Source organism: Algoriphagus sp. SE2 (assembly GCF_039563885.1).
Lineage (GTDB): Bacteria > Bacteroidota > Bacteroidia > Cytophagales > Cyclobacteriaceae > Algoriphagus.
This window is the reverse complement of record NZ_JBCLWJ010000008.1, coordinates 83,886-109,186: the sequence shown is the minus strand read 5'-3', so window position 1 is coordinate 109,186 and position 25,301 is coordinate 83,886. Positions and strand designations below refer to the sequence as shown.

Here is a 25,301-nt window from a genome sequence, read left to right as displayed (position 1 = left end):
TACTATCGGTAGGATGTGGGATTTGTAACTACTTTCGTCAAATAGAGTGCAATATTAGGAAAATTTTGTGACAATAACTCTCCTAGTAATTCTTTTGTGAAAATTTCACTTTCATAATGACCAATATCGCAAAGTATTAGTCTGTTTTCGGCATCGAAGAATTCATGATACTTCACATCGGAGGTAATAAATATATCTGCATGGGCTCTTTTAGCATCGGGCAAAAGGAAAATCCCTGCACCCCCACAGACAGCAACTTTTTTAATTTTCTTTTTTAGAAGAGTGGTGTGTTTAATTACCTGAAGTTCCATTTTCTTTTTCATATAATCTAAAAAGTCTGTTTCCTCCAGTGGTTCGGAAAGTTCTCCTATCATCCCGGCACCGACCTCCTGATTTTCATTTTCGATATTTGTTAGATAATAAGCTACTTCTTCATATGGGTGATTGGTTTTTAGTTCGCCAAGAATTTTACCTATCTGGTGATTGGGTACCAATACCTCAATTTTTATTTCTTCCAAACTTTCTGCTTTACCTTTTTCACCAATTGCTGGATTTGCATTCTGGGAAGGGGTAAATGAACCAGTTCCTTTTGTTTGAAAGGAGCATTCAGAATACTCTCCGATTTTACCAGCACCAGCTGTATGAATAGCTTTGAGCACTTTATCTTTTCCGGAGGGAGGTACGAAAAATTCAAGTTTGCTTAAGATTTGTTTTTTGGGTTGGAGAATCTTCGTATTTACTAAACCAAGTCTATCTGAAATTCTTTTATTGACTCCGTTTGAGACGTGATCTAAATTCGTATGAATGGCAAAAATTGCGATGTCATTTTTTATGGCTTTAATAACAGTTCTTTCTACATAATTTTTGCCGGTAAAACTCTTTAATCCTCTAAAAACAATCGGATGATGTGCAACGATCAGATTGGCACCTAAAGAAATTGCTTCCTCAACAACAGCTTCCGTACAGTCTAATGAACATAAGACTCCCGTAAGGACAGTGCTTCTATCGCCAGTAATCAAAGTAGCATTATCGTAGGACTCTTGATAAGATGGCGGTGCAAATGATTCAAGCCGTGAAATCAGTTCTCCAATCTTGTATCCCATAATTTTTCCGTTTATTTGGTCAAAAATAGTAAATCTAAGGAATGCGCCCCTACGCTTTTTTGCTTTATCCTTTTGCGGTACTTTATAATCTGATCACCAAGGTTAGAAATTGGTTTTTTGATTTGGGGTGGTTAGAAAGAACTAAATCTCCTCTAAAAAGCATTTTAGTAGGGAACTTAAGTATTGGTGGAACGGGTAAAACCCCAATGGTTGAATATTTGATTAGTAAGGTTAAATCCAGGCAAAAAACCGCAACATTAAGTAGGGGATACGGAAGAAAAACAAGCGGATTTCTTAAAGCAAAAAGAGGAGTACTACCTTCAGATATTGGAGATGAACCATATCAGATTTTTTCAAAATTTGGGAAGGAGATTTCTGTATTTGTGGGCGAAAAAAGAGTGGAAGCTCTAAATTCAATCGCTTTAAACTTCCCTGAAAATGAATTGGTTATTTTGGATGATGCATTTCAACATCGATACGTTCAAGTTGATTCAACCATTTTACTGACGACTTTTGATCAACCTTTTTATTCTGATTTTTTACTACCTATGGGAAGGTTAAGGGAAAGTAGAAGAGGAGCACAAAGAGCTGATTTGATTGTGGTGACGAAGTGTCCCTTGGGAATTTTAGAATCTGAAAAGATTGAGATGATAAAAAAGATTAGGAAATATAACAAGGTAGCTCCAATTCTCTCCAGTACAATTGGATATGGGCAACCCTACCCCATAGGCAAAGAAAGTACATTTTCTCAACAAGTGATCTTGCTAAGTGGTATTGCAAATGATGAGCAACTGAAGAAATATGTTTCGGCAAACTTCAATTTATTAGAAACCCTAAAATACCCAGATCATCATGAATATAGTTTGTCCGATTTTGATAAAATAAAAGACATATACGATACCTATTCTGAGCGAAGTCCAATAATTATTACTACCGAAAAAGATGCAGTAAAAGTTAAATCTAGTAGTCCTTCGGGTTTTCTAGAAGAAATTCCGATTTTTGTGTTGCCGATTCAAGTGGTTTTTTCACAAGAAGATGAGCGATTCATGGAAAGTTTTATCGATCAGGTAATTCTTCAAAAGAAATAGATTAGGTGAAAATCAAAGTTTTAGGCTTACTTATATTTTTGTCGTTTTGGCTTTCTCAGGCTTTAATGGCACAGCGACCTGTTACAACCAATCCCAATCAGCAGAGAACGCGGGAATTGGTAAACCCAGAAGAAGAGGAAGAGTTGGAGGGCAGAAGGTCACTTTTGGATGATAGTACAAAACAAGTCTATGGACCAAAAACCAGTCTTTATTTTTTTGAAAAGGATATCAAAAGAAACAATTTGATCCTATATCCTCAAGATACCTCACTTACTAATTTTCACAGCTATGATCCGGTTTCAAAAAGTGGATGGAAGTATCAGGATTTGGGAAATATTGGAAGTGCTGCAAAACCGGTGTTTTATCAAATTCCTGAATTAATTGGTACTCGATCTGGCTATTCAGCTTATGATATTTATTATCGATCTCCCGAGAATAACAAATATTTTGATACCAAATCGCCCTTTACTGAGATGTCAGCTTTTTTTGGTGGAGGAAATCGAAATATGCTTGATTTGGCTTTTGCCAGAAATATTAATCCACGCTGGAACGTGGGATTTGAGTTTCATACCATAAAGTCTAGAAAAACCCTAAACCCAGTAGCTAGAGATGATAACATGGTTGAACAAACCGCATATTCTCTTCACACAAATTATCGCTCAGAAAATGGAAAATATTGGTTCCTTGGGAATTTTTCAAGAATGAAACATAAGGTAAATGAGATAGGAGGGATTATTCCACCTGAGGTAGACAGTACTTCCATTTATTTTACCTATGAAGATGCAAAAGTTTGGCTCAAATATTCCCAAGCAAGAGATTTAAGGCAGGATTACCATTTCTATCATGAATATAAAGTTCAAGACGGATTGCAGATTTATCATGTTTTTGATAAAAAAAGCCAGGATATGACTTTTGAAGCTGATTTGACAACTTCAGATTCCCTGTTTTTTCCGAATACGAGATATAATCAACCTGATACCACCAGGAATTTTAATGAGTTTTCTGAATGGAGAAATGAAGTCGGTTTAAAGGGGACTTTTGGAGGCTTCTTTTATAATGCTTTTGCGAAATTCAGAACAGGGAGAATGCAGAATAAATTTTTTGATGAAGATGATAAATTCAATGAGGTTTATTTGGGGGGACAGTTGGTCGGTAAAATTTCCGATAAATGGTCTTTAACTGCCGATGGCGAATATTTGCTTCCAGGAGCATATAAACTACACGGTTTATTTGTTTCACCTTGGATAGAACTAGAATATACGAAAGCTTTATATAAGCCTACATCTGTTCAGCAAATATATAGAGGGAATCACTATCAATGGGAAAATGATTTTGATAATACCGGGGTTGACCAGATTAAAGGGAAGTTGATTTTAAATTTTGATAAAGTAAGGCTTAGACCTAGCCTGACAATCAATAGGGTAAATAATTACATCTATTTTGATGAAAATAGAATAGCAACCCAGAATGATGGAGAAGCATTTATGCTGATGCCGGGATTGATTGCAAATTTCCAAATAGGCAAAAAATTCAGATGGGATAATGAGATTGTATTTACCCAGGTCACAGGAGAAGGAAGTGATGCTTTTCGGATACCAAAATTCTTCGCGAATAGTAAGTTTTATTTTGATAGTCCTGCATTTAATGAGAACGTATTTATTCAACTTGGAATAGACGTGAGGTTCAAATCCGATTATTTTGCTGATGCCTATTTCCCTTCTACGCAGCAGTTTAATCTTCAAAACACTTTTAATATCTATGCATATCCCGTAGCAGATATTTTCTTGGATTTTAGGATAAATAGAACACGTGTTTTATTTAAATACAACCATTTGAATAATGGCTTGATGAAGCAGGAAGGCTATTTTGTAACACCCGATTATACGGGATATAAATCATTTATAGATTTAGGGATTACCTGGTATTTATTCGATTAATATGGAATGGGAAGAGAGCACTAAGCAGAAAATGCTTCATTTGAAGTTACCTACCGATCCTCGTTGGGTAAACATTGCTGAAATGCAAATTGAGGATATTTTAACTGACCATGCCTACTGTGAACAAAAAGCAGCATCTTCATGTATCTCATTGATTTTAAGGTTTTTTGACCTTAAGGAATTGGTTGATACTTTAACACCGATTGTTTCAGAAGAATGGGGACATTTTGAAAGGGTAATGGATCAAATCCGAAAAAGAGAACTGAGATTTGGAGAACCAAGAAAAGATGAATACGTGATTAAACTTCAAGGATTCGTCAAAAAGGGAGGAGACAGATGGCAACAATTGACAGAAGTTTTATTGTTGAATGCTTTAATTGAAGCAAGAAGCTGTGAGCGATTTAAATTACTGTCCAAGAATATTCAGGATCAAGAGTTGCAGAATTTCTATTATGAATTAATGATTTCTGAGGCAGGGCATTACGTGACATTTATTGAGTTGGCAAGAAAATATCAAGATCCTGAAAAGGTAAATGCAAGATGGCAAGAATGGCTTTCTTTTGAAGCCGAAGTTTTAAAGGAAATTGGAGTACGAGGAGATAGAATGCATTAAAGTTGAAAATTATAATATCTGAGATACCGACTAAAACCCTTTATGGGAAAAGGATAGAAACAAGTTTTGGGAAACAGGAAACTTCGAAGCTTTGGAGGCCTTTTCGAATAGCTATTAATCATTCTAAAAATCTAAACCCTACAAAATTTTATTCCATCCAGAGGTATGGAAAGGAGTTGAAGGAAGTGGCTTTAAGTTTGGATACGCCTTTTGAAAAATGTGCGGCCATAGATTGTAAAGTAGAAGAAATTCTCCCAGATTTTGAAGAAATAGTTTTGGATGGAGGAGTTTATGCAGTTTTTGAACATAGAGGAACACCTTTAGATTTTCAGAATAAACTTCAGGATTTTATGCAGAATTGGCTTCCAAAATCAGGATATGAATTGGATACTAGAAATCATTTTGAAACCTTTGATGAAAAGTATGATCCATTTTCTGATAATTCCGTTGAACTTGTTTGGATTCCAATAATTAAGGTTTAACAAATGTTATTGAACGGAAGCACTCATAATTTTTGCTAAGCTTTAGCCAAATCAATGTGAATTGATTATTATTAAAATTAATTAATCAGGAGAATTAAAAAACCTGTTCCAATTCGGACATCTTATGAATCTGATCGAAAATATTCGCGAAGCTATAAATTCTGTAAAAGTTAATTTACTAAGGACTATTTTAACCGGTGCAATCATTGCAATTGGAATTTCTTCTTTGGTAGGAATGCTTACTGCGATTGATGGGATAAAAACTCAGATTGCGGAAAGTTTTTCTGGTTTAGGTGCTAATTCTTTTGATGTTAGGAATAAAGGGTATTCTGGAGGAAGGGCAATCCAACAGGGAGTTACAGAAAAAACTTATCCCAAAATCACTTATAAAGAAACCCAATCATTTAAGCAGGAGTACAGCGCGATTGGAATCTCAACTGTATATACTAGAGTAGCGGGAGCTGCGGAGATTAAAAATGGATCAAAAAAAACAGATCCAAATTCACGGATTACTGGTGCAGATGAGAATTATTTGAATATTAAAGCAATGAAGATCGAGAATGGAAGAAATTTCAGTAATCTCGAAGTTCAATATGGAAATAATGTTTGCATAGTAGGGACAGAAATTGTTTCCATATTATTTGAACCAAACGAAAATCCCATCAATAAAAAAATAACTGTCTTTGGGAGACCATATGTTATTATTGGCGTTTTGGAAGAACAGGGAGGGGTAGGACAAGACCAGGGTGCGGATAGACAAGTAATAATACCTATAGAAAATGCCAGTAGGTTGGATAGAAATGGAAATTTCAATTATAATATTACCGCTCTTAGTTCAGACGGAACTAAAATAGAGTATGATATGGGGCAGGCTACAGGTATTATGAGAAAAATCAGACAGGATCGGGTAACAGATGAAGATTCTTTTGATTTAACAAAAAGCCGGTCAGTAGCAGAAAGCTTAGAAGAAGTTGCAGGATATCTAAGAATGGGAGGTTTTGGAATAGGCTTTATTACCTTATTGGGAGCTTCCATCGGACTAATGAATATTATGTTAGTTTCCGTAACAGAGAGGACCAGAGAAATTGGAATTAGAAAGGCGCTAGGGGCAACTCCTCTACGAATTCGCCAGCAATTCCTTTTAGAGGCAATTATGATTTGCGTATTGGGAGGAATTATGGGAGTGATTCTTGGAATCGCAATTGGAAATTTAATTTCTTTAGTGATAGGTGTAGGTGGCTTCCTAATACCATGGTTATGGATGTTTGTGGCATTTTTGATTTGTATAATTGTGGGCCTTCTTTCGGGTTATTTCCCGGCTTTCAAGGCCAGTAAATTAGATCCAATTGAATCTTTGCGATATGAATAATTGAGTTATATAAATGAATGATAAAAAAGACCTTTAGTTTATTCTAGAGGTCTTTTTTTATGAAAAAACATTTTTAAATCTTCAGTTTTTTATGGATTTCGATTGGATAGCTTTATTTTCCGGCAATGAAATCTAATGAATATGACGCGATAGTTGTTGGTTCTGGAATCAGTGGAGGATGGGCAGCAAAGGAGCTTTGTGAAAAAGGATTAAAGACACTTGTCTTAGAGCGGGGAATGAATGTAGAGCATTTAAAAGACTACCCTACTATGACCTCTGCTCCTTGGGAAATGCCTCATAGGAATCAAATCCCAAAAGCTGATAAAATAGCTAATCCTGTAGTGAACCGTTGTTATGCTTATAAAGAGGATACCGAACATTTTTTTGTTAAAGATTCTGAACATCCTTACATACAAGAGAAGCCTTTCGATTGGGTTAGGGGATACCAAGTTGGAGGTAAGTCGCTGATTTGGGCAAGGCAAACTCAGCGTTGGAGCAAGTATGACTTTGAAGGGCCGAGAAGGGATGGTTTTGCTGTTGATTGGCCAATACGATATGAGGATATTGCACCTTGGTACAGTTACGTAGAAAAGTTTGTTGGTATAAGCGGAAGCTATGAAGGCTTAGACACTCTTCCCGATGGGGAGTTTTTGAAGGCATGGGAGATGAACTGTGTAGAGAAAGAAATTCAGAAACGTATAAAAGAGGCCTATTCAGATAGAGATGTGATTATAGGTCGTTGTGCCCATTTAACCGATCCTAAGGAAGTTCATTTGGCGCAAGGGAGAGGTCAATGCATGGCTAGAAATCAATGCTATCGAGGATGTCCTTTTGGAGGGTATTTTAGTTCGAATTCCTCTACTTTACCAACCGCTGCGAAAACTGGAAATCTTACTTTGAGGCCGGATTCAGTTGTGCATTCTCTGATCTATGACGAAAAAAAGGAGAAAGTCACAGGCGTAAAGATTGTAGATAGATTGACGAAAGAAACCACTGAATATTTTGCTAAAATTATTTTCGTCAATGCTTCTGCCTTGAATTCAAATTTAATTTTATTGAATAGTGTCTCTAAGCGCTTCCCAAATGGATTGGGGAATGATTCAGGAGTATTAGGAAAGTTTATCGCTTTTCATAACTATAGAGGTACAATTGGAGCCTCCTATGAAGGGTTTAAAGATAAATACTATTTTGGAAGAAGACCGACTGCGGTGATGATGCCAAATTTCAGGAATGTTAAAAAACAAGAAATGGACTTCTTGAGAGGATATATGACTTTTTATTCGGCAGGTCGAGCTGGATTTGGACATGCAGATGTTCCTTTTGGTCCTGATTTTAAAAAGGAAAATACAAAACCGGGTCCTTGGTCTGTCTACATGATGATGCAAGGAGAGACGATCCCTAATGAAACGAACTACGTCAGTTTAAGTAAAGACCAAGTGGATGAATGGGGGATCCCTTTACTTGAAATTGATGTTGATTATGATCCTAATGATGAATTAATTCTTAAGGATTTCCATGAACAGGGAGAGGAGATGCTTACCAAGGCAGGCTGTATCAATATCCATAAATCAGATAGCAAACAAGCTCCAGGTTTGGATATTCATGAAATGGGGGGGGTGAGAATGGGGTATGATCCCAAAACATCCCTATTAAATGGATTTAATCAAATGCACCTGGCACCAAATGTATTTGTAACAGATGGAGCTTGTATGACATCGACAGGAACTCAAAATCCCTCGATTACTTATATGGCTTTGACAGCAAGAGCGGTTGATTATGCAGTAAAAGAATTGAAAAGGGGAAATATTAAATAATCGGGATAAACTAGTTATATATCTCCAATGGCCAATCAGTTACTATTATGGAGTGGATTTCAGCCCAAAAAAAGAAATGAGAACTATAATATCTTTGATTTCGGAACCTTTCGACTTAAAATAGCAAACCCTGACTTTATTAATGATTCCTAAATCTATTTTTGACTCCGAGAACTGTGCACTCGCTGAGAAATCTGGAAGTTTGTTACCGGAATGGCTTGAAAAAATTTACGAAGAAAAATGGTTTAAGCTTTTTGTTCCTAAAGATCTTGACGGGCTTGGGTGTAACCTAATTGAGGCATTGAGAATTGAAGAAAAGCTGGCAAAATTAGATGGGAGTTTAGGCTGGACGGTAACGCTTTGTGCCGGTGCTGGTTGGTTTGTTGGATTCATGGATGAGTCTCTTAGAAAGGAGGTATTTCCGAGGAAAGATTTATGCTTGGCAGGAAGTGGATTTGTCGGAGGGAAAGCAGATTTAGTTAAAGGTGAATTTGAAATAAATGGTAGTTGGACCTATGCTTCTGGAGCACTTCATGCCACACATTTTACCGCAAATTGTGAGGTTCTTGTAGAAGGGCATCCCAAAATAGATGCAGCGGGAAACCCGATTATTAAGGCTTTTCTTTTAGAAAGAAGTGAGTTGGAAATTCTGGACAGTTGGAATTACATGGGAATGAAGGCGACTGGAAGTCATGCTTTTCGAACTGAAAAACTCAAAGTTCCAATTTCTAGAGGTTTCGAAATTGATCCACTCAAAAATCAACTAGATGACCCATTGTATCAATTTCCGTTTTTACAGTTTGCAGAAATAACTTTGACGGTAAATATATTAGGGATTTCCTTCCATATGATCGATTTGATTGAGTCGGCATTTTGGCGTCGGAATGAGTATAAAAAATATGATAAAAAACACCTTACATACTTTGAGGAATTAGTTGGTAAGAAAAAAAGAAAGCTCCAAAAGCTAAAAGTGGAATTCTACAAACAAGTAGAGAATGCTTGGAATGAATTAGAGAAAAAGGGTGATATCTCTAAAAAAACCTTAAAAAAGGTAAGTAAAATCAGCCGAAATCTTACCCAAAAATGTCGCGAAATCAATTCTTCATTATATCCTTTTTCAGGTTTAGAAGCAGCAAGGACCGATACAGAACTAAATAGAGTCTGGAGAGACTTTAATACAGTTAGTCAGCATTCCTTGCTAATTTCCCCTTTTTAATAAAAGAACCAGAATTTATTCAATCAGCTTAAATACCATCATTGTTCTGTTTGGTATATAAGCTAATATGCACTGTTTTGGGTCTGTAAAATAGGTAACTGCTGGATCAAGCCTTTCGAATCCACCAAATTCTTTATCATCAGAATTAAGTATAATCTTATAAGTCCCATGGACTGGAACATATATTGGAAAACCAAAAAAAGACTGGGTAGGGTGAAATGAAAAAACGAAAATTAATCCTGCACGCTCATAAGCCAAAATTTTCTTGTCCGGGTCTAAATGTAGTTGAACTGCAGGTTTGGAAGCTAAGATTTCGTACTCATTAGCAAGCTTGATCATCTCTTTATCCCAAGTATTCAATTGGACATATCTTAATAGGGGGTCTGAAATTAAAGACCATTGACGCCGAGCATGTTGGTAACTCCAATTGTTTCCCTCTCTCGGGAAATCAATCCACTCAGGATGACCAAATTCGTTACCAATGAAATTTAAGTATCCCTCTCCTCCTAAACTCATGGTTATCATACGGATTAGCTTATGAAGGGCAATTCCACGGTCTACGATAAGATTCTGAGCTAGCACCGTCATTGAAAAGTACATTTCCTTGTCCATAAGTCGAAAAGCAAGAGTTTTATCGCCTACAAGCGCTTGATCATGACTTTCTGCATAACAGATGGACCGTTCCTTCAATGGGCGGTTTGATAATTGATGCCAAAGCTCAAACATGTCCCATTCTTCATCTTTTTTGTGCTTTAGCATTTTTATCCAATAATCCGGTACACCCATTGCCATACGGAAATCAAAGCCAATACCTCCATCTTCAATTTTCCTTGCGAGACCTGGCATCCCGCTTACATCCTCTGCAATTGAAATGCTGAGTGGTTTAAAATCATGAATTAGTTTATTTGCCAATTGTAGATAAACAATAGCATCATCATCTACTTGAGAATCAAAATAAAGATCAACCTTGTCAAAATCCATAAAAAGGCCATGGTGCTTGTACATTATAGAGGTAACACCATCAAATCTAAATCCATCAAAATGGAACTCCTCCAGCCAATAGCGAATGTTGCTGAGTAAAAATTGCTTCACTTCCCATTTAGCGTAATCAAAAACTTTTGAATCCCAGCCTTCATGATAGCCTCTCTCTCCAGGGTGGAAATATTGATGGTCACTTCCATCAAATTCATTCAGCCCTTCATTCGTATTTTTTATCGCATGGGAATGAACAATATCCATCACCACAGCTATTCCCATTTTATGGGCTTTGTTTACCAGTGATTTTAAGTCCTCTGGAGTGCCAAACCTTGAAGTTGGGGCAAAGAAATTGGAGATATGATATCCAAAAGACCCATAATATGGATGTTCCATAATAGCCATCATTTGGATCGTATTATAACCAGCAGCTTTAATTCTAGGTAAAGTGAATTCTTCAAACTCTTTATAGGTTCCTACCCCTAGTTTTTCTTGAGCCATCCCAACGTGACATTCATAGATTAAGGGTTGATGAAGGCTTTCCTTCGCTGAAAAGGATTGATCTGACCATTGGAAACTTTCTCCAAACCAAAGTTGCCCTGCAAAATCATGACTTTTTTCATCCTGAACTGCTCGCCTGATATAAGCAGGGATTCTATCTAGTGCACCTTTTGCCCCAATTACATGTACTTTAACTTTACTTCCATGTGTAAATTTATCTTTGTATTTATCGAATGGTAAAAATATCTCCCAATCGCCTCGGGTGCTTTTTTTCATAGGGTGGGATTTTCTGTCCCAATCATTAAAATCACCAAAAAAAAATAATTTATCTGCTTCAGGTGCCCATTCTCGGTATACCCATCCATTTCTCCAGGCTTCAAAATGAATTCCGTAGAAATCATGAATTCTTGCAAATTCTAAAATATTCCCACTGAAATCTTCAATTTCTTTTAGTGCAGATTTATAATTAAAGTATCGGTTTTTTATAACCTCCGCATATTCAGAGAGCCAAGGTTCTTCTTTTACCAATGCAAATTCAGTTGAATCTTTCACGTAATATTTTTTAGCCAATTTGAATTTAGAAAAATGTAACTGAATATAAGCAAGACTAGTAATTTTCCAGTTCTAAATCTTAGGGAAAATAGAAAAGTGGTCAGAAAGTAATTTCTGACCACTTTATTAATGTGAATCTTATATCTTAAAATTAGATTAAATCTGTTTTTCTCGGATTTGGTCCATATTCATTAACAGAATTTTCACCTTGCTTTGCAGCAAGCCAAATAAATCCGATAAAATTGATTGGTGGTGGGATCAATAGATATAATGCATATTTCCAATCTAGACCAATATCATGTAGTCTTTTTATTGCTTGTATGAGCAAAACACTAATTGATGCGATAAGTATAACACCTGAGCCATAAAAAACAAGCCAAGATTGTGATTGGAAGCTATCCCACAGGATTAACAAGCAAAGTATATTGATGAAATAAAAAATAATAAACATCACTAAATATTTTCTTCTTGTAATTCTACCTTCCGGGTTAAACATTGAACTCATAACTTTATAACAGTTAAGAGGTAGTATTGTTTAAAACTATAGGTATAAAACTAAAAAATAATTAGTGCTTTTCGTATACTATTTCAGGTTCTCTTACTTCCACATTTCCTTTCTCATTTATTTGATCCAAAGTCACTAATTTTAATTCATTTACTAGCATTGGATCATATTTTGCTGCAACACGAATATAATTTTCAGTAAACCCGTGGATTTTACCATCTTCAACATCTTCTTCAAATAAAACGCTAAACGTGTTCCCTAGATTTTCTTCATAAAATTTTCTTCTCTTTTTATCAGAAAGAATCCTTAACATTTTGGACCGTTCATGTCGCTTTTTCTTTGGTACTATTCCATTCATTTCGACCGCTCTGGTATTAGCTCTTTCTGAATAGGTAAAAACATGTAAATAGGAGATATCAAGCTCATTCAAGAAATGATAAGTTTCTAAAAAGAGCTCATCGGTTTCTCCTGGGAAACCAACAATCACATCGACGCCAATGCAAGCATGAGGCATCAGGGATTTTATTTTAGAAACCCTGTCTTCGTATAATTCCCTTAAATATCTTCTTCCCATCTTACGAAGAATAGTATTTGAACCGGACTGTAAGGGGACATGAAAATGAGGTACAAACCTTTTTGACTTAGCGGCAAAGCTGATTATTCCATTGGTCAATAGATTTGGTTCTATTGAGGAGATTCTAAAACGATTGATTCCCTCAACTTCATCTAATGCATAGACTAAATCAGCAAATCTTTCATTTCTCTTACCTTCTACTATCCCAAAGTCTCCAATATTTACCCCTGTGAGTACAATCTCTTTGACACCGGAGGAGGCAATTTCTTTAGCAGAGTTAATAACACTTTCGATTGTGTTACTTCTACTTTTTCCTCTTGCCAGAGGGATCGTGCAAAACGCACATCTATAATTACATCCATCCTGAACTTTTAAGAATGTTCTGGTTCGATCATTAATAGAATAGGCATTATTGTAACTAGTAGCCTCCTGAATTTCAGAAGCCAAAACTTTTGTTTCCTGAGCTTTTGCAAAATCGCCGAGAAGCTCAATCAAACGAAACTTTTCAGCAGCGCCTAAGACAGCGTCTACTCCATCAATTTCAGATATTTCTTTTGGCTTCAATTGTGCATAACAACCAATGATTGATACGAAGGAATTTGGAGAAATCTTTTTTGCTTCCTTTACAATTTTTTTACACTTCTTATCGGCATTTTCGGTAACGGAGCAAGTATTGATAATAAAAATATCAGGATTTTCCTGAAAGTCTACCTTTAAAAAACCTTTCTCCTCAAACTGTCTACTTATCGTAGAAGTTTCCGAAAAGTTGAGTTTACAACCAAGTGTATAAAATGCTACCTTTTTCACAATTATTCTCCTTCTTTAGAAAGTTGCAAAGGTAATTATTCTGATGATGTTTTCAATTCTATAATTTCCAACCTTAAAATCAGTTTTTTGAAGGAAATGGTATCAAAAAGACCATGATTTTTTAATAAAAATGTAAATTTTTCAAAAAATGAGCTCAAAAATTGACCATTTTCATTTTCGAGTCAGTATTTTTCTATTTTTGTGTGTATAATTTTAAACCACAAATTGTAGATATGGCAACACTCAGACAACAAGCCTTGTCAATGGTGCAGGCTAGACAGCGAGTAGCTGTAAAAGCACCATCCCCTAAAATTTCTAACTATTTTGGAGATAACGTGTTTGGAACAGCACAAATGAAGGTTTCTTTAGCTCCAACTGTTTTCAAAAAAGTAATGGAAGCAATTGATAAAGGAACTAAAATTGATGTTTCAACTGCAGAAGAAATTGCATCCGCTGTAAAAACCTGGGCTCTTGCTAAAGGTGTTACACATTATACGCATTGGTTTCAACCGCTTACTGGATCAACTGCTGAAAAGCATGATTCATTTTTTGATGCATTAGGAGGCTTGGAAAAATTTAAAGGAAGTGCATTAGTTCAACAAGAGCCGGATGCTTCTTCATTTCCAAATGGTGGTATTAGATCTACATTCGAGGCAAGAGGGTATACAGCTTGGGATCCATCTTCACCAATTTTTATCTTTGAAAATACACTTTGTATTCCAACTATATTTGTTTCTTATACAGGAGAAGCTCTTGATTATAAAACTCCTCTATTAAAGTCGATGGAGGCAATCAATGAAGCTGCTATTCAAGTCTGCCAATTATTTGATAGAAATGTAAAAAAAGTATTTCCTTCATTGGGTGTCGAGCAGGAATATTTTGTTATCGACAAAGCACTATTTGCAGCAAGACCAGATTTGGTAATGGCAGGTAGAACTGTCTTTGGTCACAGTCCTGCAAGAGGCCAGCAATTAGATGATCATTATTTTGGTTCAATTCCAACCAGAGTTAAAGACTTTATGGTTGATTTTGAAATTGAAGCTCATAAATTGGGTATTCCTGTCATGACAAGGCATAATGAGGTAGCTCCAGGTCAATTCGAAGTTGCTCCATTATTCGAGGAAATCAACAAAGCAACGGATCACAATCAACTTTTAATGGATGTGATGGAAAAAGTTGCAGAAAGACATGATCTGAAAGTTCTCCTTCATGAAAAGCCATTTGCCGGTGTAAATGGTAGTGGAAAACATAATAACTGGTCTTTGATTACTGATACAGGTGTTAATTTATTCCAACCAAGTAATTCTGCTAGAGAGAATCTTCAATTCTTGACATTCTTGGTTGCGACCATTAAAGCTGTCTATGATCATTCAGACTTGCTAAGAGCTAGTATTGCCTCCGCAGGTAATGACCATAGATTGGGAGCAAATGAAGCGCCTCCAGCGATCATTTCGGTTTTCTTAGGTGCTACCTTAACAGAAGTGTTGGACGAACTTGAGAAAAATGGAAATATCAAGATTGAAAAAGGTGACAATATGTATATGAAGTTAGGGATTTCTAAAATTCCTGAAATCATATTAGATAATACAGATAGAAACAGAACTTCACCTTTTGCTTTCACTGGAAACAAATTTGAATTTAGAGCAGTGGGCTCTCAAGCCAACGTTGCAGGACCAATGACTGCTCTAAATGTGATCGTTGCAGATGTCCTAAAAACGATGACAAAAGACATTGAGAAAGAAATGTCAGCGGGGAAAGAAAAGAAAATTGCGATTGTTAATGTATTGAGAAAGTATATTAAGGATAGCAAAAAAGTTAGATTTGAAGGAGACGGTTATTCTGAAGCTTGGGCTAAAGAAGCAGAAAAAAGAGGATTGTCTAATTTGAAATCTACTCCGATCGCTCTTGATGTATATTCAAGAAAAGCTACAACTGAGCTGTTTGAGAGACATAATGTGATGAATAAGATTGAGTTACACGCTCGTCATGAAATCATGCTAGAGAATTTTATTATGAAAGTTCAAATTGAAGGACGTGTGATGGGGGACTTGGCTTTGAATCATATTATTCCAACAGCCATTATTTATCAGAACAAAATGATCGAGAATGCGAATGGTTTGAAAGGCCTAGGTTTAGATCACACAGCTGCAGTTGATACAATTAAAGAAGTTTCCAAGCATATAGAATCTTTGAAATCCAACATCAACGCTATGGTTGAGGCCAGGAAGAAACTAAATAAAGAGGAAGATATCGTGAAAATGGCAAAAGGATATCAAACAGAAGTCAAAGAAGCTTACTTCGATAAAATCAGATATGCTGTTGATAAACTGGAGTTACTAGTAGATGATGAGTCGTGGCCATTAGTGAAGTATAGAGAAATGTTGTTTTTGAGATAATAAGACTCAAACTCACTTAAAAGCCTCTCAATTAATTGAGAGGCTTTTTTAGTTTTTATGCTTAGAATGCCGAAATTATGGGGGAATAATATTTTGTAAAATTCCATTAGAACAAAATGCATATCGATTTTTAGGTAAAACTTCATTCTACTTTTTGAAAAAATTCATTTAATTACACAATATTTTAAATAAAATATTGTGTAATTGTTTTTTATCTTTTTTAAAATATTTAGATTTACTAAAGAGGTCTTCGTTTAAGTGATACTTTTCAATTCGTAATTGTAAATCGCTCATTTACAGGTTTTTTTAATTCTTCATAAGCAGACTAAAAGTTGTTTATGTATTGTTTGAAGAAGCTGTTAGGCCTAAATTAAAATTTTAATTATTTCTAACCTTTAATTACCAACTATGAGGAAAATTTTATCAATTTCTTTTACTCTGGTCTTGATGTTAGGGGCGATAGCCTTTGCTCAAGCTCAAAGTAGAGTCTTGAGAGGAGTTGTGACCGCATCCCCAGATGGGCTACCTATGCCCGGTGTCACAATCCTGGACAAGAGCAATCAGACGGGTACTACCACCAATGTGGATGGGGAGTATTCGATTTCTGTAGGACCAAATTCAGTTTTGGTGTTCTCATTTATCGGTTATGCAACACAGGAGATTGCTGTAGGCAACAGAACCGAGTTAAATGTTAATCTGGAAGAGGATGCAAGTGAACTTTCCGAAGTTGTTGTTACTGCTTTAGGTATCAGCAAAGAGAAAGAGAAACTTGGATATTCTGTTACAGAGGTAAACAGTGAATCAATAAATAAAGCACGTGAAACAAACGTGGCAAACTCACTAGCTGGCCGTGTGGCTGGTTTAGTCGTAAAAGGGACCAATAGTGGTCCAGGTGGAACTTCAAAAATTACATTAAGAGGTTTGCCAAGTATCAGTGGTACAGGTTCTCCATTATATATTATTAATGGTATCCCAATGGACAACACCCAAAGAGGAAGTGCTGGACAATGGGGTGGTAGTGATAATGGTGATGGTATAGGTAACCTAAGCCCTGATGATATCGAAACGATGACCGTATTGAAAGGTCAGGCTGCTTCCGCACTTTATGGTTCAAGAGCTTCAAACGGTGTTATTTTGATTACCACCAAGAAAGGATCAAAAGGTAGCGATTGGAGTTTGAATTATAACCTAAACTACATGGCTGAGAATCCTGTGGATTTCACAGATTTCCAACAGGAATATGGTCAAGGAGTAGGAGGAGTGAAACCTACGACTGCGACAGATGCCCAAACAACCGGTAGGTTCGCATGGGGGGAAAGAATGGACGGAAGTTCTGTTATTGGTTTTGACGGAAATCAATATCCTTATTCACCAACTAATGACGGTTATCTTGATTTTTACAGAACTGGCTCAAATTTTACAAACACGGTTTCTGTTGCAAAGGGTCTAGGCGATGATGGATCATTCAGATTATCTCTTTCCAATTTGAATTCTAAATCTATTGTTCCAAATAGTGACGTAGATAGATTAACGATCAATTTGAATGTAGAACAAAACATCACCGATAAGTTGAATGTAACCGCAATGGTTAATTACGTAGATCAACAATCTACAAATATTCCATTCTTGAGTGATGGTCCTAAAAACCCTAATAACTTCCTGTTTTTAGCTCCAAATATTAGCCAAAGCATTTTTGCTCCAGGCTTTGAAGAAGGAACAGGTGCTGAGACAGTTTTCAGTGATGATATTTATGTTACTAACCCTTATTTTATTGTTAATCAAGGGATAAATGATAGAGGAAGAAAGCGTACCATTTCAGCAATTTCAACCAAATACAGTTTTACCAAGGATATCTATGCTATGGTAAGAATGGGTAATGATGTTTCTAATGATGACTTCTATAGTATTGACCCAACAGGATTGGCATACTCTGCAAATTTGAAAGGAAACTTGAATGGTAGAGGTCAATCTACCATATCAGAATTCAACATCGACGGTATTTTAGGTGCAAGAATTGATTTGACAGAAGATTTAGAGTTAGATGCTCTTGCTGGTGTAAACATGAGAAATAACAAGTTCGAATCAGTAGGTGTAGGTGGAAGCAGATTTGTTCTTCCATACTTATATTCGCCTTTCAACGTTGAGAACTTTTCAAGATCTTACGGGTACAATGAGCGTGAGGTACAATCTGCATATTATTCATTTGGGTTTGGTTTCAAAGATTACTTAACTATTACCACAACAGGTAGATACGATGTATATAGTACTTTGCCTACGAACAATAATAGTATATTCTCACCTTCTGTCGCAGCTGCATTTGTATTTGATCAGTTGATTGATATCCCAGCACTTGATTTTGGTAAATTTAGAGCCTCTTATGCTGTAACAAGCGGAGAACCATTTAATGCTTACCAAACTACATTCTATTATAACTCTGCAAACTCTTACAACGGGGTTCCTGCTGGTTCTTCTCCTTTATCTTTGCCAAATCTTTCCTTGAAGCCATTCACGACGGACGAATATGAGTTTGGTCTTGATTTGAGTTTCTTCAATAATAGACTGGCATTTGATATTGCATATTATAAGAAGACAACAAATAACGAAATCATGAATGCTAATTATAGTATTACTTCTGGTTTCAATAGTGCAGTAGTTGCAACAGGATCTACAAGTAATAAGGGGCTTGAAGTTTTAGTTACTGGTAAGCCAATCCAAACTCCGGAATTTACTTGGACTTCTTCTTTCAACCTTTCAAGTGTCAAAAATTTGGTTGTTAGTACAGATCCAAATAATAATCCTATCAATCTTGGGCAAACAAGAGGTACTTTGGGTAATGCAATTACGGCCTATGTTGTAGGAGAAGCGGGACCTCAAATTAGAGCCTATGATTACGCCTATAACAGTGATGGAAGCATCAGGGTTGACGAAGCTGGGTTACCTGTTAGAGGTGAACTTATAAATATGGGTTCTGTATTACCAACACTTTATGGAGGTTGGAATAACGAATTCAACTACAAAGGTGTTTCATTCTCTTTCTTGATTGACTACAGTTATGGAAACAAGGTGCTTTCTGCTACTGAGTTCTATTCAATTTTCAGAGGCATGAATCAAATAACTCTTGAAGGAAGAGAGAACGGTGTAACTAATGGAGGTGTGACCGCCCCTGCTGAAGATTACTATAGAGCATTAGCTCAAAATGTAACAAGCACAAGTGTGGTAGACGGAGACTTTATTAAGCTTAGACAATTGACATTAGGTTACTCTTTACCTGCAAATTGGTTTGGCAACAATCCAGTTTTGAAAGGTTTAGACATCTCCTTGGTGGCAAGAAACCTTGCGATTTTAATGCGTAAGGCAGATAACATTGATCCAGAAGCAAGCTTTGGTTCCAATATTAATTACACAGGTATAGAAGGTACCAGTTTACCAAGTACCAGGTCTTTCGGGTTTAACCTTAATTTCAAATTGAACTAATCATGAAAAAATATATTAGCATATTTCTTACCGCTATATTTCTAGTCGTAGCAGGCTGTGATGGTGATTTTGAGGAGATTAACACAGATCCAAACCGTGCTGGTGCAAGTGTTTTTGATCCAAACTTAATTTTACCAACCGTATCTTATAATTACGGTAATATGATGACCGGTTATTCTGGCGCGATACTTTTCCAAAGTATGTGGATTCAGATTATGGCTTCCACCTCAACTGGTGGGGCAAATTATTACTCTAATGCTGACAAATATGTCGCTTCCGGAAGTACAAATAGTTACATCCAAAATGTTTGGGGGGCTGGATATTCGGCAGCATCAAGAGTGTATCAAATGCAGAGTCTTGCAGAAGAGAAAGGTTTTACAAATCTGGCAGCAGTTGGTGAAATATGGAAAGTGTTGACTCTTTCCTTTGTTTCAGATATTTATGGTGATATCCCTTATTCTGAGGCTTTGAAAGCTGAAGAAGGAATTACTCAACCAAAGTATGATTCTCAATCTGAAATGTATATGGCTATGCTTTCCGACCTTGAAACTGCTTTGGGATCAATTAGCGAATCTGCTGATCCAATCAGAAATGATGTTCTTTATGGAGGAGATCTTTCTAAGTGGAGAAAATTAGGTTATTCTATAATGCTGCGGATGGCTATGAGACTAGTAGACGTAGATCCTTCTACTGCCCAGTCTTATGTACAAAAAGCTGTGGCAGGAGGAGTTTTTACCTCAGTTGCAGATGAAGCTGTACTAGTTTCAGATCAAGGAAATGGTTATTCTAACTCAAGTGCTAATGCATTGAATGTTACGGATGATGTTTATGAAGTGCGATGGTCAGATAAGTTGATTGATTTTTTGAAATCAAATGATGATCCTAGATTACCTATCATTGCTGAGGTTCCACCAGCTGGACTTGCTGCAAATAGAGATGGTAATGTTGTGGGTAATAATGATCCAAGTGTTCAAATAGGTTTACCAAATGGGTTCGATTTAAAAGGCGGAGAAACAGATATTACTAATTCTGCAGACTATCCTGGACCTACTGGTATAGGTGGTGATTTAGCTCCTATTGGTGCCTATTCTAGACCAACTGCTATTTATAGAGATAGAAATGCTCCAGTATTTATCCTGACTTATGCTGAGGTTCAGTTCTTGCTTGCAGATGCTGCTACTAGAGGCTATTCAGTTCCTGGATCAGCATCAGCTTACTATGCTGATGGATTAACGGGTGCGATGGTTTCTATTGGTAAATTTGGCGGTAGTAGTATTTCTGCTGGAGATGCCGCAGCTTTCGCAGCTGCTAATCCTTTGGATACAAGTAGCGATGCAAGTGCATTGAAAATGATTAATGAGCAGATTTGGGCTACAACTGGCTTGTTTGCGAATTTTGTTGAGTCTTGGAACAATTGGAAGAGAACAGGTTATCCTGATTTAACGCCTGTTAACTACACAGGTAATTTCTCAGGCGGTCAAATCCCAAGAAGACAACCATACCCTGCTTCTGAAAGTACAACTAACCCTGAAGGTTTAGCAAATGCTATTTCAAATATGGGAGGAGATACTTGGGTAAATACAGTATGGTGGGATAATTAATATTTCACAAAAATTTAATTAGAAAGAATACCGAAAGAGGTTTTGATTCAATTCAAAGCCTCTTTCTTTTTATTTTAAATTAATATTATCGTTTATAAAATCTTAAATCCATGTTAATAGGTGTAGATATAGGAGGTTCCCATATTTCTGCTGCCAGAGTTCAGTTTGGGAATGGGGAGGCAGTGTTATCGGATTTTCATGAAGCTGAAGTGGACACATTTAAAGACAAGAACTCAATAATAGCAGCTTGGTCAAATGTTATTTCAGCAGTAGCTGACAAGGCAAAGGATATCAAAGTTGGCATCGCAATGCCCGGACCATATGATTATAAGAGTGGCATATCCTTAATTAAAGATCAAAGGAAAATGGCATCTCTATATCAAAAATCTGTTAAGAATTTACTTGCAGAAAAACTTGGTGTTTCACCCGTTCAATTGGAATTTACAAACGATGCAGAAGCTTTTCTTCTGGGAGAGAGTCTTGCAGGTTCAGGAAAAGAGTTCCAAAATTCCATAGGAATAACTTTGGGAACCGGACTTGGTTCTGCAATCAAAGTTTATGACGTTGTTAAAGACGGGAAGCTATGGACAGCTCCTTTTCGTGACGGAATTGCAGAAGATTACCTGGGAACTTCTTGGTTTAAAAATATTGCTCAGGAACAATTTGGAATTCAAATTTCAGGAGTAAAAGACATTTTAGAAGAAGATTTCGATTCTGAAATTTCAAGAAAAATATTTGATGAATTCGGTAAATCTTTGGGTGAATTTTTATTTCCATATTTAATTCGACTACAGGCGGAAGGAGTTGTACTTGGTGGAAAAATAAGTTTGGCATCGGAAAAATTTTTGCCTTCAACCAATTCTTATTTAAAATTGATGGGATATTCAGTCCCTTTTAAAATTTCAGCCTTGGGGGAAAAAGCAGCTTTAATTGGAGCATGTTTACCTTTCCATCTTAAATAACCTTGTATGTATTTAAAAAAACTTTCCTTTTCAATCATCTTGATCTTCCTGTGGTGTTCCCACTTTTCAATTGCCCAAGAAAAATATGATTTAATCATTGTGGGAGGTGGTGCTAGTGGAACCGCTGCTGGTATCTCTGCAGGTAGGTTAGGCGCTAAAACTCTCATTATTGAACATACAACATGGCTTGGAGGTATGTTGACTTCTGCAGGAGTTTCTGCAATTGATGGGAATCATCGACTTCCATCGGGAATCTGGGGAGAGTTTAAGGAAAAACTAGAAGAATACTACGGCGGAGCAGATAAACTAGCACCTGGGTGGGTGAGTAACACACTTTTTGAACCTAAAGTTGGAAATGAGATTTTGCAGTCTATGGCTGCATCCGTTCCTTCCTTGACGGTTACATTTGAAAGTTATTGGAAGCATGCTTCTTACAACAATAAACTTTGGACGGTCAGCTATCTCAAAAATGGGGTAGAACAGGTAGTGCAAGCGCCGGTATTAATTGATGCTACTGAACTTGGAGATGTTGCGGCCACCCAAGGGCTTGAATATAGGTTGGGAATGGACGCAAGAGATGAAATCGGAGAAAGTTTTGCACCGCAGGAAAGTAACGATATCATCCAAGATCTAACTTATGTAGTGACACTTCAAGATTATGGTAAGGGTGTCGATAAGACTATCCCAAAGCCTTTAAATTATGATCCTGCTGAGTTTGCTTGTGCCTGTGCCCATGCTGATCCAATTACAGATAAAGACCCAACTTTGGATTGTGGGAAAATGATTGACTATGGAAAGCTACCCAACGGAAAACACATGATCAACTGGCCGAATTGTGGCAATGATTACTATGTGAATATCATTGAGAAGACTCCTGAAGAACGGATAGTAGCTTTAGAGGCAGCAAAGCAGGCTAGTCTTAGATTTATTTATTACATACAGCATGAGCTTGGCTATAGGAATTTAGGTATAGCGGAGGATGAATATCCAACTGAAGATAATCTACCCATGATTCCTTACCATAGAGAGTCAAGGAGATATTATGGTTTGGTTGATTTTACATTGCCTTTTGTCAGAACACCCTACCAAGCACCTAATCCTTTGTACAGAACAGGAATTGCGGTGGGAGATTATACAATTGATCATCATCACAAAAAGAATCTAGATGCTCCTGCAATTGACTTTATTAAGATTCGTGTGCCATCTTATAATCTGCCCTTGGGAGCTTTGATACCAAAAAACCATACTGCATTGATTCTAGCTGAAAAAAGTATATCAGTTTCTAATATTGTGAACGGGGCCACCAGACTGCAACCTGTAGTTTTGGGAATTGGGCATGCTGCAGGTGTTTTGGCTGCTTTAGCAATCAAAGAAGGAAAAGAGCTAAATGAGATTTCTATTCGAGAAGTTCAGACTGTTTTATTATCTCAAAATGCCTATATCATGCCATTTCTGGATATGAATCCATCAGCGGAGCATTTTATAGCAATGCAGAAAATCGGGGCAACAGGGATTTTAAAAGGGGAGGGAGTTCCCTACCTCTGGGCAAACCAAACTTGGTTTTATCCAGATCGATTGGTGACGGAATTTGAAATGGTAGATGGAATGAGGCCTTTCTATCCTGCGCTTAAAGATTATTGGGGCGCGTCAGGAGATTACTTGACTGGGGAGAGATTCCAGAAAATACTTGAAATAGTGAAGCCAAAAACGCCTTTGTTGGAAATTGCTCAAGCTTGGAAAAGAAGAGGATTAGCGAGTGAATTTACAACAGAGATAAAATTAACTAGAGAGCAGGTTTCAGTGTTGTTGGATGAGTTATTGGATCCATTTTCAATTGACGTGGATTGGGATGGTTGGATAAAATAAGCCATGTAGGTTTATTCTATCCTCCCATGTTTTCTTAATCCAGTTCCTTCTGATTCCGTCAACGCATCTCCCATATCTTCTCTGGCAGTATCCGCATACTGTTTTAATTTAGCTGCGATTTCAGGATTATTTTCTGCTACGTCGGTTGTCTCATTCGGGTCTGTTGAAAGATCAAATAATTCAGCTTTTTCCAGTTTCAGCATGTGATATTTTACCGGAATACCATCGTTTCTCATAACAGTACCTTCAGGTATACTTCTATAAGCATGTGGAAAAACCATTTTCCATTTTCCATAAATTACCGCTTGTAATTCATTTCTATTATAGTATGCAAAATAAGGTTTCGGTTCCATTTCTTTTCCCTCCAAAATCGGAAGGATGCTTCGGCCATCAATCGGTAAATCAGGTAATTTAGATCCAGTGATTTCTGCCAAAGTCGGTAAAATATCTATGGTCATAGCGGCTTGATTTTCTACCTTGCCTGCTGGAAAATGATGCGGCCATACAAAGATTCCTGGCTCACGGATTCCACCATCCCAAGAAGTACCTTTTCCCTCTCTCAAACCACCGGTAAGGCCCGCATGACCTCCATAGGATAGCCAAGGACCATTATCAGAAGTGAAAATAATAATCGTATTATCTGCCAGTCCTAATTCTTTTAGTTTTTGCCTAACCTGACCAACCGACCAATCTACTTCCATCATCACATCTCCATACAATCCTTGCTGAGATTTCCCTTTAAATTTATCAGAAACAAAAAGCGGAACGTGAGTCATACTATGAGCCAGATACAAGAAAAATGGCTTGTCCTTACTTTTTTCTATAAATTCTAAAGCCTCCTCGGTATAATTGGTCGTGAGCATACTTTGATCATCAATCGTATCGATTACAGCTGTATTTCTATATAATGGAAGAGGAGGATAATAATCCTTGACCCCTGGATGATGCGGCCACATATCGTTGGAATAAGGAAGTCCATAATAGGAGTCAAATCCTTGTTCTGTGGGAAGAAAAGGGGAAAGATGCCCTAAATGCCATTTACCAACCATTCCTGTCTCATAACCATTAGCTTTCAGCATTTCTGCGATGGTAGTTTCTTCCGGATTTAATCCATGTTTTGCAGTATGGTCCAGAGCTCCGAAGATCTCTAACCTGTTTGCATAAGTTCCAGTTAAAAGAGCTGCCCGCGATGCGGAACAAACCGCATGGGGTACATAAAATTGAGTAAAGCGTACTCCATCTGCCGCCAACTGATCCAGATTCGGAGTTTTCCATTCCCTAGCACCATAGACTCCTAAATCTCCGTAGCCCATATCATCTGCAAAAATCAAAACGATATTGGGTTTTGAAGTAGATTCTGTTGTCACTTTCTCCTCTGTTTTTTTTTGACAAGAGGTAAAAATGATTACAATTAAAAAGGCTAAAAAAAGATAAACTGATTGGCGAAATCTCATAATTAGATATTT

17 protein-coding genes are annotated in these 25,301 nt (G+C 36.9%); 12 read left to right on the top strand and 5 right to left on the bottom strand.

The window, feature by feature from the left end; genetic code table 11:
- Window positions 1-2 precede the first annotated feature (2 nt).
- Complete coding sequence (locus AAGF08_RS11455) at window positions 3-1,103, bottom strand: Nif3-like dinuclear metal center hexameric protein (RefSeq protein ID WP_343511304.1); 1,101 nt, start codon at window positions 1,101-1,103, stop codon at window positions 3-5.
- A gap of 41 nt (window positions 1,104-1,144) precedes the next feature.
- On the opposite strand from AAGF08_RS11455, the gene lpxK reads away from it, so the two are divergent.
- The 7 genes from lpxK to AAGF08_RS11420 all read left to right on the top strand — a co-directional run bounded on the left by lpxK (window position 1,145) and on the right by AAGF08_RS11420 (window position 9,622).
- Window positions 1,145-2,191, top strand: coding sequence for a tetraacyldisaccharide 4'-kinase (gene lpxK, locus AAGF08_RS11450; protein ID WP_343511303.1), 1,047 nt, complete (start codon window positions 1,145-1,147; stop codon window positions 2,189-2,191).
- A 5-nt stretch (window positions 2,192-2,196) separates the two neighbouring features.
- On the top strand, window positions 2,197-4,128 hold the full coding sequence (locus AAGF08_RS11445) for a putative porin (protein ID WP_343511302.1): 1,932 nt from the start codon (window positions 2,197-2,199) through the stop codon (window positions 4,126-4,128).
- Window position 4,129: 1 nt separating this feature from the next.
- A complete protein-coding gene (locus AAGF08_RS11440; protein ID WP_343511301.1) occupies window positions 4,130-4,741 on the top strand; it encodes a tRNA-(ms[2]io[6]A)-hydroxylase in 612 nt (203 codons plus the stop codon).
- Between the two features lie 2 nt (window positions 4,742-4,743).
- Window positions 4,744-5,223, top strand: coding sequence for a GyrI-like domain-containing protein (locus AAGF08_RS11435; RefSeq protein ID WP_343511300.1), 480 nt, complete (start codon window positions 4,744-4,746; stop codon window positions 5,221-5,223).
- Between the two features lie 124 nt (window positions 5,224-5,347).
- On the top strand, window positions 5,348-6,592 hold the full coding sequence (locus AAGF08_RS11430) for an ABC transporter permease (RefSeq protein WP_343511299.1): 1,245 nt from the start codon (window positions 5,348-5,350) through the stop codon (window positions 6,590-6,592).
- Between the two features lie 125 nt (window positions 6,593-6,717).
- Entirely contained in the window at window positions 6,718-8,406 is a 1,689-nt protein-coding gene (locus AAGF08_RS11425; RefSeq protein ID WP_343511298.1) for a GMC family oxidoreductase, read from the top strand.
- 142 nt (window positions 8,407-8,548) lie between these two features.
- Complete coding sequence (locus AAGF08_RS11420) at window positions 8,549-9,622, top strand: acyl-CoA dehydrogenase (RefSeq protein ID WP_343511297.1); 1,074 nt, start codon at window positions 8,549-8,551, stop codon at window positions 9,620-9,622.
- 15 nt (window positions 9,623-9,637) lie between these two features.
- On the opposite strand, the gene AAGF08_RS11415 is transcribed toward AAGF08_RS11420, so the two are convergent.
- The 3 genes from AAGF08_RS11415 to mtaB form a co-directional block, all read right to left on the bottom strand.
- Entirely contained in the window at window positions 9,638-11,650 is a 2,013-nt protein-coding gene (locus AAGF08_RS11415) for an alpha-amylase family glycosyl hydrolase (protein WP_343511296.1), read from the bottom strand.
- 151 nt (window positions 11,651-11,801) lie between these two features.
- Complete coding sequence (locus AAGF08_RS11410; protein WP_343511295.1) at window positions 11,802-12,146, bottom strand: DUF805 domain-containing protein; 345 nt, start codon at window positions 12,144-12,146, stop codon at window positions 11,802-11,804.
- A gap of 70 nt (window positions 12,147-12,216) precedes the next feature.
- Window positions 12,217-13,536, bottom strand: a complete 1,320-nt coding sequence (gene mtaB / locus AAGF08_RS11405; RefSeq protein ID WP_343511294.1) for a tRNA (N(6)-L-threonylcarbamoyladenosine(37)-C(2))-methylthiotransferase MtaB — start codon at window positions 13,534-13,536, stop codon at window positions 12,217-12,219.
- Between the two features lie 233 nt (window positions 13,537-13,769).
- Here mtaB and AAGF08_RS11400 point away from each other — a divergent pair, with 233 nt between their 5' ends.
- The 5 genes from AAGF08_RS11400 (at window position 13,770) to AAGF08_RS11380 (ending at window position 23,835) form a co-directional block, all read left to right on the top strand.
- The gene (locus AAGF08_RS11400; protein ID WP_343511293.1) at window positions 13,770-15,932 is read left to right on the top strand and encodes a glutamine synthetase III; all 2,163 of its coding nucleotides are present in this window, start codon (window positions 13,770-13,772) and stop codon (window positions 15,930-15,932) included.
- A 408-nt stretch (window positions 15,933-16,340) separates the two neighbouring features.
- Window positions 16,341-19,406 (top strand): SusC/RagA family TonB-linked outer membrane protein, encoded by a 3,066-nt coding sequence (locus AAGF08_RS11395; RefSeq protein WP_343511292.1) that lies wholly within the window; start codon window positions 16,341-16,343, stop codon window positions 19,404-19,406.
- Window positions 19,407-19,408: 2 nt separating this feature from the next.
- Window positions 19,409-21,007 carry a SusD/RagB family nutrient-binding outer membrane lipoprotein gene (locus tag AAGF08_RS11390; RefSeq protein WP_343511291.1) on the top strand — a complete coding sequence of 533 codons (1,599 nt, stop codon included), beginning with the start codon at window positions 19,409-19,411 and terminating at the stop codon, window positions 21,005-21,007.
- A 110-nt stretch (window positions 21,008-21,117) separates the two neighbouring features.
- The gene (locus AAGF08_RS11385; RefSeq protein WP_343511290.1) at window positions 21,118-21,969 is read left to right on the top strand and encodes an ROK family protein; all 852 of its coding nucleotides are present in this window, start codon (window positions 21,118-21,120) and stop codon (window positions 21,967-21,969) included.
- A 6-nt stretch (window positions 21,970-21,975) separates the two neighbouring features.
- Complete coding sequence (locus AAGF08_RS11380; protein ID WP_343511289.1) at window positions 21,976-23,835, top strand: FAD-dependent oxidoreductase; 1,860 nt, start codon at window positions 21,976-21,978, stop codon at window positions 23,833-23,835.
- Window positions 23,836-23,846: 11 nt separating this feature from the next.
- On the opposite strand, the gene AAGF08_RS11375 is transcribed toward AAGF08_RS11380, so the two are convergent.
- On the bottom strand, window positions 23,847-25,289 hold the full coding sequence (locus AAGF08_RS11375; protein WP_343511288.1) for a sulfatase: 1,443 nt from the start codon (window positions 25,287-25,289) through the stop codon (window positions 23,847-23,849).
- Between the last annotated feature and the right edge of the window lie 12 nt (window positions 25,290-25,301).

Excerpts from the sequence above, each read along its gene's own strand:
- AAGF08_RS11380 (WP_343511289.1), top strand. The coding sequence starts at position 21,976 with ATGTATTTAAAAAAACTTTCCTTTTCAATCATCTTGATCTTCCTGTGG.
- AAGF08_RS11395 (WP_343511292.1), top strand. The coding sequence starts at position 16,341 with ATGAGGAAAATTTTATCAATTTCTTTTACTCTGGTCTTGATGTTAGGG.
- AAGF08_RS11400 (WP_343511293.1), top strand. The coding sequence starts at position 13,770 with ATGGCAACACTCAGACAACAAGCCTTGTCAATGGTGCAGGCTAGACAG.
- AAGF08_RS11420 (WP_343511297.1), top strand. The coding sequence starts at position 8,549 with ATGATTCCTAAATCTATTTTTGACTCCGAGAACTGTGCACTCGCTGAG.
- AAGF08_RS11455 (WP_343511304.1), bottom strand. The coding sequence starts at position 1,103 with ATGGGATACAAGATTGGAGAACTGATTTCACGGCTTGAATCATTTGCA.
- AAGF08_RS11375 (WP_343511288.1), bottom strand. The coding sequence starts at position 25,289 with ATGAGATTTCGCCAATCAGTTTATCTTTTTTTAGCCTTTTTAATTGTA.
- lpxK (WP_343511303.1), top strand. The coding sequence starts at position 1,145 with ATGCGCCCCTACGCTTTTTTGCTTTATCCTTTTGCGGTACTTTATAAT.
- AAGF08_RS11385 (WP_343511290.1), top strand. The coding sequence starts at position 21,118 with ATGTTAATAGGTGTAGATATAGGAGGTTCCCATATTTCTGCTGCCAGA.
- AAGF08_RS11440 (WP_343511301.1), top strand. The coding sequence starts at position 4,130 with ATGGAATGGGAAGAGAGCACTAAGCAGAAAATGCTTCATTTGAAGTTA.
- AAGF08_RS11425 (WP_343511298.1), top strand. The coding sequence starts at position 6,718 with ATGAAATCTAATGAATATGACGCGATAGTTGTTGGTTCTGGAATCAGT.
- AAGF08_RS11430 (WP_343511299.1), top strand. The coding sequence starts at position 5,348 with ATGAATCTGATCGAAAATATTCGCGAAGCTATAAATTCTGTAAAAGTT.
- AAGF08_RS11390 (WP_343511291.1), top strand. The coding sequence starts at position 19,409 with ATGAAAAAATATATTAGCATATTTCTTACCGCTATATTTCTAGTCGTA.
- AAGF08_RS11410 (WP_343511295.1), bottom strand. The coding sequence starts at position 12,146 with ATGTTTAACCCGGAAGGTAGAATTACAAGAAGAAAATATTTAGTGATG.